The following is a 13,154-nucleotide window of genomic DNA, read 5'->3' on the forward strand; positions in this document are numbered from 1 at the left end:
AAACGGGAGGGGCCGGTGAAGCCTGCTCACCGGAGCAGGCTTTGGGACACATCCGCTGCATTTGAATCGCTTCGCGCAAAACCGGGTCCGCCTCAATCCTCTGTCGATCGCCCGTTCTCGCCTTCCGGGATCGTCTTTCGGATCTTTTCCATCGCCCAGTCCTTCCTGGTCCGAACCAGCTCCATCAGCTCGCGGCGCTGCTTCGCCGTGAGTTCCTTCAGGGCCTTGAACTGGATCTCCGCCTCGATTTTCGTGAACCCGGCCAGGACCGACAGCAGCTTTTCCGTCTGACGAAGGACGGCCTTCTCGTCCAGCTTCTCCGCGGCAACCAGTTGATCCAGGGTGTCCTGCTCCTGCCGGAAGGCCTTTTTCAGCTCGGCGCTTTTCCGGAGGTCGCTCCGGGTCGCCTGCCGGATGCGGCCGACCTGTTCCTCCGAGATCTGCAGCATCTTGACGACTTTCGGCCGCTCCCACCAGTGCCGGTCGGCGTTGTCGCCCTTCCGGGCGGGGGCCGCGGAGGCGGCCGTCACGGCGGCCAGCAGGATCAGAAGAACCGCCGCCGCTCCGGACAGGATTCTCCACTGAAGGATGCCGCTTCTCATGGTTCTCCTCCTTCTCGATCGATCCGTACTCATCGCCGGTATTTCTCGTCCAGTTGTGCATTGATCGACTTCATGATGACGGTAGTGGCCCCTTCGAACTGTTCCCGGTACTTCTGCTGCGACTCCCTGGACAGGAGCTGGAATTTCTCTGAAATGCGGAACTCCTTCAACTGATTGTCCAGCGTGATGGGCTCGCCGATCCGGTAGTTGATCCATCCGCTCCGGGCGATCGGGCTGCTGCCGGGATACACGGCGTCGGAGTTGTTGCACCCCACCGGCACGATCGTCTTCCCCGTGTGCAGCGCCACCTGGGCGATCCCCGTCCGCCCTTCCCCGAGCTGGGATCCCCGGGTTCCCTCGGGGAAGATGATGACACTCAGCCCCTTCTCGAAGAGGGCGTAGATGCTCAGGTCCGCCACCCTGGCCATGATTTTTTCGTAAAGATCGCGGATAAACTCGACAAAGGAATCCCCCATCAGGTGGGCCGTTTCCGCCAGGGCCTTCCGGTGCGCCTCCAGGTCCTCAAACTTCCCGTCGATGACGTCCCGGATCTTCCGGTATTCCTCCCGGTCGATCTTCTTCCCGAAGCGCTTCTTGTAGAACTCCTCGATGAGGTAGCCCATGGAGGGCACCGGGATCAGGTTGCAGAGGTCCAGACCCTTGGCCAGATATGCGTTCCGGTAGTACTTGCCCTTCACCCAGACCGTCGTGAACGGGTATTCCATCCGCCACAGCTTGTACTGGAAGGGCCAGTAGTTGAAGCGGTCCGTGTGGTTCATGGCGAAGATGACGTTCTCGTTGCGGGGGATGCGCTCGATGTTCTCGAACCGGATGTCCAGCTTGCGGAAGATCTCGTAGTTCGGCGTCAGGAAAAGCCTGGCCACGAGTTTCTGCGACCGCGGATTGGACACCAGCCGGATGTTCTTCAGATACTCCAGGTCCACCATGGATTCCGTTCCCTCCTTCCCGGTTCCTGCCTCCTTCAGGATGATCCGCCTTCTTCCAGAAGCCGCCGGATCCGGTCCAGCTCCTGGGGCGTGTCCACTTCAATGGAGTCGTGCTCCGTGATGACAACCCGGATGCGGTAGCCGTGCTCCAGTGCCCGGAGCTGCTCCAGGGATTCGAGGCGCTCCAGGGTCCCCTCGGGGAGTCTGGTGAACGTGTCCAGAAAGTGCTTCCGGTAGGCGTAGATGCCGTGATGCTTGAAGTAATCCGCCGTCTTTCCCCGGTCCCGGACGAAGGGGATGGTGGAGCGGGAGAAGTAGAGGGCGTTCCCGTTCCGGTCGAAGACCGTCTTCACGGCGTTCGGGTGGGTAATCTCCTCGTTCCGCCGGATCCGGTAGATGAGGGTGGACATGGGCAGGGAGGGGTCGCTCACGAGCGGCGCGACGACCTCGTCGATCTGGACCGGCTCGAAGACGGGCTGGTCGCCCTGGACGTTCACGACGATGTCGTCGTCCGCGAGGCCCAGGATCCCCGCCGCCTCGGCGATCCGGTCCGAGCCGGAGCGGTGCGTTTCCGCCGTCATGACGGCCCGCCCTCCGAAGGCCGTGACGGCCGCAAAGATGCGGGGATCGTCTGTGGCGACGGCGGCGAGGCTTGCCGTGCCGGACTGAAGGACGCGCTCATAGACGTGCCGGATCATGGGCTTCCCCGCCAGATCCGCCAGGGGCTTGCCCGGGAAGCGCGTCGATTCGTATCGCGAGGGGATGATGACGGCGATGGTCATGGTCACTGGATGGCGCAGCACATGCCCAGGTGCGGGTCGCGCTGCGCAAGGTGGTTTGCGACATAATCCTGCACGGCATCCTCCAGGGAGGTGGACGGGACAGGACAACCCGTTCCGGCGAGGCGCTCCGTCTTCGCTTCCGTGAAGTACTGGTACTGCTCGTCCAGCCCCGGGGGCATGTCGATGTAGTCGATGGCCGGGTGACGGTCCATGGACCGGAAGACCGCCGCCATCAGGTCGTTCCAGGTCCGGGCCTTTCCGCTCCCCAGGTTGAAGATCCCGTTGGCCTCCCGGTGGTTCAGGAGCCACCACATCGCCTCCGCACAGTCCTTCACGTAGACGAAGTCCCGCATCTGCCCGCCGTCGGGATACTCCGGCCGGTACGACTTGAACAGCCGGACCTTCCCGGTGGCGCGGATCTGGTGGAAGGCCTTGAAGACGACGCTCGTCATGTCGCCCTTGTGGTATTCGTTGGGGCCGAAGACGTTGAAGAACTTCAGGCCCGCCATATGCTGGTCGGCCCCGCGCTTGAGTGCCCAGAGGTCGAAGACCTGTTTCGAGTAGCCGTACATGTTGATGGGCCGGAGGAGCGCTGTGGTCTCGTCGTCGTCGGAGAAGCCCAGGGAGCCGTCGCCGTAGGTGGCCGCGGAGCTGGCGTAGAGGAAGCGGATGCCGTTCCGGATCGCCCAGTCGGCGAGGCGGCAGGAGTAGAGGTAGTTGTTCGTCCAGAGGTAGTCGGCGTCCTTCTCTGTCGTGGACGAGCAGGCGCCCATGTGGACTATGGCCCGGACGGTGAAGGGCACCTGGTCGGCGTAGATCATCTTGAGGAAGTCGTCCTTGTGGATGTACTCGACGAACCGCCGGTTCACGAGGTTCTTCCACTTGTCGGAGGTCCCCAGGCGGTCGACGACGACGATGTCCTCGATTCCCTCGCTGTTGAGCTTCCACACGAAGGCGCTGCCGATAAAGCCGGCGCCGCCGGTGACGACGATCATGCCCGCATCTTCCTTCCGCATGGTTGTAACGCCTCTCGCGCTTCCCGGCCCCGCTACAGGGCCTCGGCCGCCTTCTTCACCGCCGCCCGGATCTGCTCCAGGCGCCCCTCGGGCATCCGGATCGGGAGGCCCAGGAAGAGGGTCCGCCCCAGGAGGTCGTGGGCCTGCGGGTACTGGCGGATGCTGTAGTCCACCTTCCCCCGGTAGATGGGGTTCGTGAAGGGGAAGCTCTTCGGGTTGGCCGTAGACCAGGCGATCAGGTGCTCCCAGTTGGCCAGGTAGTGCCACTTGTTCTTCTTGAAGCAGACCGTGTCGACGCCCCCCGCGCCGAGGGCCGCCTGGAAGGCCTCCGCCTGCGCCTCCGTGGGGAAATGGAAGGACAGGTGCGTCGCCGTGTCGCCGTCCGGGTCCGGGATCGCCCGGAAGCCGATCCCGGGGATGCCCGCCAGCATTTCCTTCACGGCGGCCTTGTTCTTCTTCTGCTCCGCGATGATGAAGTCGAGCTTCCGGAGCTGGGCGAGGCCCAGGGCTCCCTGCAATTCGTTCATCCGGAAGTTGAAGCCGAGGATGGTGCGGCCTTCCATGGCCCGGCTGACGTTCGGGTTGTGGTCGTGTCCGTGGTCGTGGTACCAGTCGGCCCGGTCGTAGAGGTCCTTCCGGTCCGTCAGGATCATCCCGCCCTCGCCGGTGGTCAGGGTCTTGTAATAATCAAAGCTGAACGTGCCCATCTCCCCGAAGGTGCCGAGCTTTTTCCCCTTGTAGCTGCCGCCGACGGACTGGGCGTTGTCCTCCAGGACCATCAGCTGGGAGCTGCGGCAGGTCTCCAGGATCCGGCCGATGTCCGCCGGGGCGCCGCACATGTGGACGGGGATGACGGCCTTCGTATAGGGAGTCATCTTCCGGATGATGTCATCGGGGTCCATGTTCAGGGATGCGTCGATGTCCGCGGCGACGGGGATGGCCCCCACCTCCAGGACGGCCTCGTACGTTGCGATAAAGGTGAAGGCCGGGACGATGACTTCATCGCCGGGGCCCACGCCCATGGCGGAGAGAGCCACCGACAGCGCCGTCGACCCGGACGTGACGCCCAGGGCATGGGCGGCTCCGTGATAACGCTTGAACTCCTCCTCGAACTGGCGGACCTTGAAGATGCCCTTCCGCTCCTTATCGAATCCGTAACGCGTGAAGACGCCCGTCTCCAGGACGTCCAGAACTTCCTTTTTCTCCTCGTTGCCGATCAGTTCCATTCCGGACATGGCTTTTTCTCCATCCTTGTCGTTTTTGATCGTGGGAAGGGACGCTCAGAGGGCATCCCGGTAAATGTCGATGGCGTCCTCCCGGGTGACGTTCCGGGGGTTGTTGGCCAGGGGGCGCGCCACGGTGAGGGCCACGTCCGCCAGGGCCGGCAGGTCCTTCTCGGCGATGCCGAATTCCTCCAGGGTCATCGCGAGGCCGCAGTCCTCGATGAGGAGCTCCACCGCGTCCAGGGCGAGCGTTGCGGCGTCCCGCATCGAGAGATCCTCCACTTCCTGTCCCATGGCATCGGCCAGGACGGCGAACTTCTCGATGGCGCCGGGGAGGTTGTAGGCCATCACGGCGGGAAGCATCAGGGTGTTGGCCATCCCGTGGGGGATGCCCCAGGCGCCGCCGAGGGGATAGGAGAGGGAGTGGACCGCCGTGACGCCGGCGTTCGCCAGGCCGAGGCCCGCGTAAAGGCTCCCCAGGAGCATGCGCTCCCGGGCTTCCAGGTCGCTTCCGTTGTGGACGCAGGTCCTGAGGTTTTCGGCGATGAGGACGACGGCTTCCAGGGAGATCATCTCGCTCATGGGTGACGCGTTGATGGAGGTGTACGACTCGATGGCGTGGCAGAGGGCGTCGATCCCCGTGGAGGCGGTGGCCTGCGCGGGCAGGCTGAGTGTCAGTTCCGGGTCCAGGAGGGCGACTTCGGGGTACAGGTAGGGGCTGTTCATGCCCTCTTTCTTCTTCAGGTTCTTTCGGACGAAGACGGCCGTGAACGTGACTTCGCTGCCGGTGCCGGCGGTGGTGGGGACCATGATGGTCGGGAGTCCCGGGCCGGGGACCTTGTTCAGGCCCAGGTAATCGACGGCTTTGCCCTTGTTGCCGGCCAGCGCGGCCACGGCCTTGGCCACGTCCATGGAGCTGCCGCCTCCGATCCCCACGACGAGATCGCATTTGCCCTTCAGCGCGGCCTTGGCGCCTTCGTCGGCCCGCTCCAGGGCCGGCTCCGGCTCCACTCCGTCGAAGAGCGTATAGCGCAGGCCGCTCTTGTCGAGCAGGTCCTTCACGGTTTTCCGGAAGCCCGCCTCGGCAAGGGCGTGATCGAGAACGACCAGGGGACGTACCCCCCCCAGTTCCCGGATGTGGTCAGTCAGGCCGCGGAAGGAGCCCGTGCCGAAAACGATTTTTTTTGCCCCCGTATAGGTAAACGGTCGGATCATCGTTTTTTTCCTCCAGTTCCGCCGCCGAAGCGGCCAAGGTGTTGAAACAAGGGATGCTTATACATGATGAGGGACTCGATGGAAAGGGAAAAAACGGGACCGCCGGTCCGGGCAAACCCCGGGTTGCTTTGCCTTTTCCGGGAGGTGTGATAGGAGGGGACCCATGAATCCCTGGAAGACGTCGCGCCGCATCGTCCTCACCTGTGCCCGGGGCATGGTTCCTTACCTCCTTGAGGAAGTCGCCGGGCTGGGTGTTCCCGTCCGCATGGAGACGGACACGGCCGTGGAAGCGGAAGGCACCCTTCTGGACTGCCTGCGGCTGAACCTCCGGCTCCGGACGGCCCACCGGGTCCTGTATCATCTCGATACCGTCGCGGCCGACGGCCCGGGCGCACTCTACGGGGGGATCACCGACCTCCCGTGGGAAGAATACATCCGGGAGGACGGCTACCTGACGGTGACCTGCACGGTGAACCACCCCACCATCAAGGATTCCCGCTTTGTGAACATGAAGGCGAAGGACGCCATCGTGGACCGCATGACCGCCCGGAAAGGCCGCCGGCCGGATTCCGGACCGGAGCGGACCGGGGCGGTGGTTCACGTCCACTGGCAGGGCGACCGGGCCGACATTTTTCTCCACACGTCCGGGGAGCCCCTGTCCCGCCGCGGATACCGGCGGATCCCCATGGCCGCGCCCATGCAGGAGACCCTGGCGGCGGGAGTCCTGATGGCGGCGGGCTGGAAGGGGGAGGGGAACCTCGTCAACCCCATGTGCGGAAGCGGAACCCTGGCCGTCGAGGGAGCCCTGATGGCCCTGAACCGGGCTCCGGGACTGCATCGTGAGCATTTCGGGTTCATGTCCGTCCGGGGTTTCCCGGACAAGGAATGGGACGCCCTCCTCCGCCAGGCCCGGAAAGAAGCGAGGCGCAGTTTCCGGGGTCGGATCGTCGCCACCGACATCGACCGCGAGGCCGTGGCAGCGGCCCGGCAGAACGCCCGGCGGGCCGGGGTGGAGGAGCACATCTCCTTCTCCGCCGGCGATTTCATGCGGACGGAGGTGCCTCCGGGAGGCGGCCTCGCTGTTTTCAACCCGCCCTACGGGGAGCGCCTGGGCGACCAGGCCGGCCTGGGGGAATTGTACCGTCGCGTCGGCGACTTTCTCAAAAAATCCTGCCGGGGCTACACCGGGGCCGTCTTCACGGGGAACCTGGCCCTGGCCAAGCGGGTCGGACTCCGAACCAGCCGGAGAATCCCCTTCTACAACGGGGACATCGAGTGCCGGCTCCTCCTGTACGATCTGTATGAAGGCAGCCGGAAGCCGGACCGCGGCGTTTGAATTTTCGCCGTTCGTAGGGTAAGAAGAAAAGGACGGTTTCGGCGAGGAGCGATTTATGGGAGACATGACAAGGCAGCCGATCGGCGTGTTCGACTCCGGCGTGGGGGGGCTGACGGTGGTGCGGGCCCTCATGGAGCGGCTGCCCTTCGAGAATATCATCTATTTCGGGGACACGGCCCGCGTTCCCTACGGCGTCAAGTCCGTCGAGACGGTGTCTCAATACGCCATCGAGATCTCCGACTTCCTCCTGAAGAAGGGGGTCAAGCTCCTCGTCATCGCCTGCAACACCGTCGCCGCCGTGGCCGGCGATGCCGTGCGGAGCCGCTCGCCCGTGCCGGTCCTGGACGTTATCGATGCCGGAGCCCGTTCCGCCGTCCGGGAGACTCGCTCCCGCCATATCGGTGTCATCGGGACTCCCGCCACGATCAACAGCAACGCCTATGCCCGGGCCATCCATGCCCTCGATCCGGCGACCCGCATCTATTCCCAGGCATGTCCGCTGTTCGTACCGCTGGTGGAGGAGGGATGGCTTGATCACCCGGTGACGCGGATCACGGCCAACGAATACCTGAAGCCGGTTCTGGCGGAGCACCTGGACACCCTCGTCCTGGGGTGCACCCACTATCCGCTGCTGAAGCCCCTGCTCGGAGAGATCGCCGGTCCCGAGGTTCACCTGGTGGATTCGGGGGAGGCAATGGCGGAGGCCACGGCGGACCTCCTGGCGGAACTGCACCTGGGAAACCCGCTCCGGGAGAAGCCGTCCTATTCCTGCTACGTCAGCGACGTTCCTTTCCGGTTCCAGACCATGGCCGAGCGGTTTCTCGGCAGGACGATCGCCCACGTCGAGCTGGTGAAACTCTAAGCGATGGAACGGGTCGTCGTCACCGGACTGGGAACCCTCAATGCCATCGCCAGGAGCGCCCCGGAATTCGCCGGGGCCCTGCGGGGGGGCCGCTGCGGCATCGGACCGTTTTCGGTCTTCGACCCCTCGGCCTTCCGGACGCAGATCGCCGCCGAAGTGAAGGACTTCAACCCCCGCGACCACATCCCCCGGCAATACCCGATCAAGCGCATGTCCCGTGCGGATCTTCTCGGATTCGCCGCCACCCTGGAGGCCATGAAAGATGCCGGGCTGGACCCGCTTCCACCGGAGCTGGCGGAGGAGACGGGCGTCGTCATCGGCGGAGGGGGCGGCGGGCTCCTGGAGGGGGAGCGGTTCTACGGGGACTACCTGCGGACCGGGGGCCGGCTGGCCCGTTTCTCCGCCCTGTCGGCGGTCTACTGCGCCTCCTCGGCCGACCGGATTGCCACTCTCCTTAGGCTCTGGGGGCCCAAAACATCCTTCATGACGGCCTGCTCGTCCGGGGCCACGGCGATCGGCTACGCCCGGGACCTGATCCGGGGTGGAAAGGCGCCCGTTGTCATCGCCGGCGGGACCGAGCCCCTCTGCCGCATAACCTACGCGGCCTTCAACGCCCTCCAGGCAGTGGACCCGGAGCCCTGCAAGCCCTTCGCCGGCAACCGGGCCGGCCTCTCCCTGGGGGAGGCGGCGGGGATCCTGATCCTGGAATCCCTCTCCCATGCCCGGGGACGGGGGGCCCGGATCTATGCCGAGGTGCTGGGATACGGCGTCACCTGCGACTCGCACCACATGACGGCCCCCGACCCGGAGGCCTCCGGGGCGGTCCGGTCGATGCGGGAGTCTCTGCGCGATGCCGGCGTCTCCCTGGAGCGAGTCGACTACGTCAACGCCCACGGCACCGCCACGCCGGCCAACGACGCCATGGAAAGCCGGGCCATCCGGCACGTCTTCGGAGACCGGGCCGAGCGGATTCCCGTCAGCTCCACGAAGTCCATGACAGGCCACACCCTGGGCGCCTCGGGGGCCCTCGAGGCGGTGGCGTCCGTCCTGGCGATTTGCCACCGTTTCATCCCGCCGACGATCCACTGCACCGTGCCGGATCCCCAGTGCGACCTCGACTACGTTACGGAAGGGGCCCGGGAGGCGGACCTCTCGGTGGTCCTGTCCAATTCCTTCGCCTTCGGCGGGAACAACACCTCCCTCGTCATCGGGCGATTCGAAGGAGGGAACGGGTAGCATGGACCGGCGCGTCGCGATCACCGGCATCGGCATCGTCTCCCCCTTGGGCTCCGGCCGCGAGGCTTTCGGGAAGGCTCTCCTCGCCGGGGCATCCGGAATCGCATCCGTGGCTGCATTCCCCGTGGAGTCGCTTCCCTGCCGGCTGGCCGCGGAGATCCGCGATTTCCAGGCGAGGGACTTCGTCTCCGTCAAAAACCTCCGGCGGATGGACCGCCTCTCCGCCGTGGCGACGGCGGCGGCCCGGATGGCCCTGGACGACGCGGGGCTTGCCGTGACGCCGGCCAACCGGGACCGCACGGGCTTGATCCTGGGGACGGCCTGGGGCGGCACCGATGTGACGGTCTCCTTTGCCCGGGTCCTGGTGACAGAGGGACCCGGATCGGCCAACCCCATCCTCGTGCCCAACGTGGTCATGAACGCCCCGGCGGGGCATGCCTCCATCGAGCTGGGATTCCGGGGGATCAACACGACGGTCAACCACTACGCCGTCTCGGCGGAGTCGGCCCTGGCCTACGGGGCCCAGGAGATCCGGCGGGGAGCCGCGGACGTCCTTCTTGCCGGCGGGGCCGACGTCCTGGCCCCTTTCTATTTCGAATCCCTGACGCGCTTCAAGGCCCTGTCACCGCTCCAGGGAGGCGGCCCCGAGGGGGCGCGCCCCTTCGACCTCCGGCGGAACGGGCCGGTGGCCGGGGAGGGCTGCGGCATCCTCTGCCTGGAGCCGCTGGAGGCGGCCCGGGAGCGGGGCGCGACTGTCTATGCGGAGATTGCCGGGGAGGGCATGGCCTCTTCGCCGGCGCCCATGACCGGCTGGCCGGAGGACCCGCGGGGCCTTGTTCTGGCGGTCCGCCGGGCGCTCCGGTCCGCCGGGTGCGGGCCGGAGGATGTGGATGCGGTCTTCGCCGCGGCCAGCGGCGGCCTCAAGCCGGATCTCCTGGAGGCGGAAGGGCTGGCGCAGGTGTTCGGACCGGCTGGAAAGAGGCCGCTCGTGACGGCCCTGAAGGGTGCCCTCGGGGAGAGCTTCACCTCCGGGGGGATGCGGGCGGCGGCTTTGGCCCTGGCGCTCCGGGACGGTGCCGTCCCTCCCACCCTGAGCCTGGAGGAGCCGGTCCGGCCGCTGCATTTCGTGACAGGACAGGCTGCCCGGGCGAAGGTGCAAAGAGGACTCCTGAACGGGATCTCCCACGGGGGGACGTACGTCTCCCTCCTGTTTTCCAATATCGGGGAAGAATCATGAACATCGGAGAATGGATTGAAAAGAGGGCCTTCACCCACCCGGACCGGGAATTCCTGAAGGACGGGAAGCGGGTCTTCAGCAACCGGGCCTTCAACGAGCGCGTCAACCGGACGGCCCGGGCGCTTCAGCACCTGGATATCGTGAAGGGCGAGCGCCTGGCGCTCATCATGGGCAATACGAGCGAGTTCCTGGAGATCTTCTTCGCCTGCGCCAAGACAGGGGCCATTCTGGTGCCCGTCAACCATCGCCTGGCGGGACCGGAGATCGAATACATCCTCCGCGACGCGGCCCCCCGGGGGCTCGTCTACGCCGCCGAGTTTGCCGGGAAGGCCCTGCCCCTGAAAGACGCGAACCTGGGGATTCGCCACTGGATCCGCCACGAAGGGGAGCCCCTCCCCGGCGAATCGCTCCTGTCGGACCTGACGGCGGCGGAATCGGAGGGCGAGCCGTCCCCGGTGGAGGAGGTCACAGACGAAGATCCGCTCTTCATCATGTACACCTCCGGGACGACGGGCGATCCCAAGGGGGCCGTGCTGACCCACGGGAACATCCTCTTCGGGGCGGTCCATTCCCTCATCGGCTACGGCGTCAACCGGACCTACCGGTCCCTCGTCGTGGCGCCCCTCTTCCACATCGGTGCCCTGGCGGCGTCGGTCACGCCGGTCATCTACGCCGGCGGGTCCGTCGTCCTGTCGGGATTCTTCAACGCCTCGGAGGTCCTCCAGGCCATTGTCCGGGAGCGGATCAACTACATGTTCGCCGTTCCGGTCATGTTCCAGCTCATGGCGGACACACCTGAATGGGCCGGGGCTGACCTTTCGCACGTCCACTTCTTCATCTCCGGTGGCGCGCCGATCCCGCTCCCGGTCATCCGGAAGTACCAGGACGAGAAGGGGATCGGCTTCGTCCAGGGCTACGCCCTCACGGAGACGGGGCGGCTCACGTCGCTGGACCTGGAGGACGCCGTCCGGAAGGCCGGGTCCGTGGGCAAGGAGGTCTTCCACGTGCGGCTCCGCATCGTCGACGAGGAGGACCGGGACGTCGCCCCGGGGGATCCCGGGGAGATCGTCGTGAAAGGTCCCAACGTCTTCTCCGGCTACTGGCGGAAGCCGAAGGAGACCGCGGAGGCCAGGAAGGGCGGCTGGTTTCGGACAGGTGACATGGGGCGGCGGGACGAGGACGGGTTTCTCTACATCATCGGCCGCAAGGTGGAGATGATCATTTCCTCCGGGGAGAACATCTACCCCGCCGAGGTCGAGCGGGCGATCCAGTCCCTCCCGGCGGTGAAGGAGGCGGCGGCCGTGGGCATGCCGGACCCCAGGCGGGGCGAGGTGGTGGCGGCCTTCGTGCTGCTCAGGGAGGGCGAGGTCGTGACGGAGGACGAGATCCTGGCGGGGCTTCAGGGGAAGATCGCCCCCTTCAAAATGCCGAAGCGTGTCTTCTTCGTCGATTCCTTCCCCCGGAATCCCGGCGGCAAGGTCCTCAAGCGCATCCTCCAGAAGCGCCTGCGGGAGGGATGATGGAGATCCTGCCCTGGACCGGCGAGCACCGGACCTTCCGCGAGGACTTCCGCGGGTTCCTCGCTAGAGAGGTCATCCCCTTCGTGGACCGGTGGGAGGCCGACGGCATCGTCCCGCGGTCGGCCTGGCGGGCCATGGGCGCGGCGGGCTTTCTCTGCACCGACATTCCCCGGGAGTACGGCGGCCGGGGCCTCGACTTCCTCCATTCCGTCATCGTCGTGGACGAGATGGCGAAGACCAACTGCTACGGCCTCTCCCCGCGGCTCCACAGCAACGTGGTCGTCCCCTACATCACGTCCTTCGCCTCGGAGGAGCTCAAGCACCGCTATCTTCCCGGGTGCATCGCCGGCGAGATCGTCACCGGCATCGCCATGACGGAGCCCCACGCCGGGAGCGACGTGGCGGCCATCCGGACAAGCGCCGTGGAGGACGGCGACTTCATGGTCCTGAACGGCCAGAAGACCTTCATCTCCAATGGAACCAACGGCGACCTCTTCGTGGTGGCCGCGAAGGACCCGGCCACGGAGGACCCCCACCGGGCCGTGGACATCTACCTGGTGGAGGGGAAGACCCCGGGCTTCGAGCGGGGACGGCGCCTGAAGAAGGCGGGCTGGCACAGCCAGGACACGACGGAGATCTTCTTCCACGACTGCCGGGTGCCCCTGACCCACCGCCTCGGAGGGAAGGGCTCGGGGTTCAAGAACCTGATGCGGCACCTCCAGCCGGAGCGCCTCGTTGTGGCCATCGGCGCCGTCTCCGCGGCGGAGTGGGTCCTGGAGCACACGATTTCCCACGTGAAGGGAACGGATATCTCGGGGAGGGCCCTGTCGTCGTTCCAGCACGTCCGCTTCGAGATCGCCGAGATGGCGACGGAGGTCCGAATCGGCCGGACGTTCGTGGACAAGCTCATCGCCGACCACATCGAGGGGATGAATGTCGTCCGGGAGGTCTCCATGGCCAAGTGGTGGACCACCGAGACGGCCTGGCGGATCGCCGACCGGTGCCTCCAGCTCCACGGCCGCCTGGGCCTCGACGAGAGCGGCCCCCTCGCCCGGGCCTGGCGGGACCTCCGCGTCACCCGCATCCTCGCCGGCACCAACGAGATCATGAAGGGCATCATCGCCCGGATGTCGGGGGTATGAACAAGAATAAAAGGAGCAAATGCCCGATCAACAATC

At 66.0% G+C, this 13,154-nt stretch carries 12 protein-coding genes; 6 read left to right on the plus strand and 6 right to left on the minus strand.

What is annotated here, in order from left to right; all coding sequences use genetic code 11:
• Nucleotides 1–92: 92 nt before the first annotated feature.
• Genes PLO63_09075 through PLO63_09100 form a run of 6 tightly spaced genes read right to left on the minus strand, consistent with a single transcriptional unit; the run spans nucleotide 93 to nucleotide 5,785 of the window.
• Entirely contained in the window at nucleotides 93–602 is a 510-nt protein-coding gene (locus PLO63_09075) for a periplasmic heavy metal sensor (GenBank protein HOI74285.1), read from the minus strand.
• A gap of 29 nt (nucleotides 603–631) precedes the next feature.
• Entirely contained in the window at nucleotides 632–1,549 is a 918-nt protein-coding gene (locus PLO63_09080) for a lysophospholipid acyltransferase family protein (protein HOI74286.1), read from the minus strand.
• 35 nt (nucleotides 1,550–1,584) lie between these two features.
• Nucleotides 1,585–2,331 carry a 3-deoxy-manno-octulosonate cytidylyltransferase gene (kdsB, locus tag PLO63_09085; protein HOI74287.1) on the minus strand — a complete coding sequence of 249 codons (747 nt, stop codon included), beginning with the start codon at nucleotides 2,329–2,331 and terminating at the stop codon, nucleotides 1,585–1,587.
• A gap of 2 nt (nucleotides 2,332–2,333) precedes the next feature.
• Nucleotides 2,334–3,347, minus strand: a complete 1,014-nt coding sequence (gene rfaD / locus PLO63_09090; protein ID HOI74288.1) for an ADP-glyceromanno-heptose 6-epimerase — start codon at nucleotides 3,345–3,347, stop codon at nucleotides 2,334–2,336.
• Nucleotides 3,348–3,379: 32 nt separating this feature from the next.
• Nucleotides 3,380–4,582 carry a DegT/DnrJ/EryC1/StrS family aminotransferase gene (locus PLO63_09095; protein ID HOI74289.1) on the minus strand — a complete coding sequence of 401 codons (1,203 nt, stop codon included), beginning with the start codon at nucleotides 4,580–4,582 and terminating at the stop codon, nucleotides 3,380–3,382.
• Between the two features lie 45 nt (nucleotides 4,583–4,627).
• Nucleotides 4,628–5,785: an iron-containing alcohol dehydrogenase gene (locus tag PLO63_09100; GenBank protein ID HOI74290.1), complete on the minus strand. Its 1,158-nt coding sequence runs from the start codon at nucleotides 5,783–5,785 to the stop codon at nucleotides 4,628–4,630.
• Between the two features lie 163 nt (nucleotides 5,786–5,948).
• Here PLO63_09100 and PLO63_09105 point away from each other — a divergent pair, with 163 nt between their 5' ends.
• Genes PLO63_09105 through PLO63_09130 form a run of 6 tightly spaced genes read left to right on the plus strand, consistent with a single transcriptional unit; the run spans nucleotide 5,949 to nucleotide 13,118 of the window.
• Nucleotides 5,949–7,121 (plus strand): class I SAM-dependent RNA methyltransferase, encoded by a 1,173-nt coding sequence (locus tag PLO63_09105; protein HOI74291.1) that lies wholly within the window; start codon nucleotides 5,949–5,951, stop codon nucleotides 7,119–7,121.
• A 55-nt stretch (nucleotides 7,122–7,176) separates the two neighbouring features.
• Entirely contained in the window at nucleotides 7,177–7,983 is an 807-nt protein-coding gene (gene murI / locus PLO63_09110) for a glutamate racemase (protein HOI74292.1), read from the plus strand.
• Between the two features lie 3 nt (nucleotides 7,984–7,986).
• The gene (locus PLO63_09115; GenBank protein HOI74293.1) at nucleotides 7,987–9,219 is read left to right on the plus strand and encodes a beta-ketoacyl-[acyl-carrier-protein] synthase family protein; all 1,233 of its coding nucleotides are present in this window, start codon (nucleotides 7,987–7,989) and stop codon (nucleotides 9,217–9,219) included.
• Between the two features lies 1 nt (nucleotide 9,220).
• Nucleotides 9,221–10,456, plus strand: coding sequence for a beta-ketoacyl-[acyl-carrier-protein] synthase family protein (locus PLO63_09120; GenBank protein HOI74294.1), 1,236 nt, complete (start codon nucleotides 9,221–9,223; stop codon nucleotides 10,454–10,456).
• The gene (locus PLO63_09125; GenBank protein ID HOI74295.1) at nucleotides 10,453–11,976 is read left to right on the plus strand and encodes a long-chain fatty acid--CoA ligase; all 1,524 of its coding nucleotides are present in this window, start codon (nucleotides 10,453–10,455) and stop codon (nucleotides 11,974–11,976) included. The genes PLO63_09120 and PLO63_09125 overlap by 4 nt, the downstream gene beginning before the upstream one ends.
• Complete coding sequence (locus PLO63_09130; GenBank protein ID HOI74296.1) at nucleotides 11,973–13,118, plus strand: acyl-CoA dehydrogenase family protein; 1,146 nt, start codon at nucleotides 11,973–11,975, stop codon at nucleotides 13,116–13,118. Before PLO63_09125 ends, PLO63_09130 begins: the two co-directional genes overlap by 4 nt.
• The last annotated feature ends 36 nt before the right edge of the window (nucleotides 13,119–13,154 follow it).

Source organism: Syntrophales bacterium (assembly GCA_035363115.1).
Taxonomy (GTDB): domain Bacteria; phylum Desulfobacterota; class Syntrophia; order Syntrophales; family PHBD01; genus PHBD01.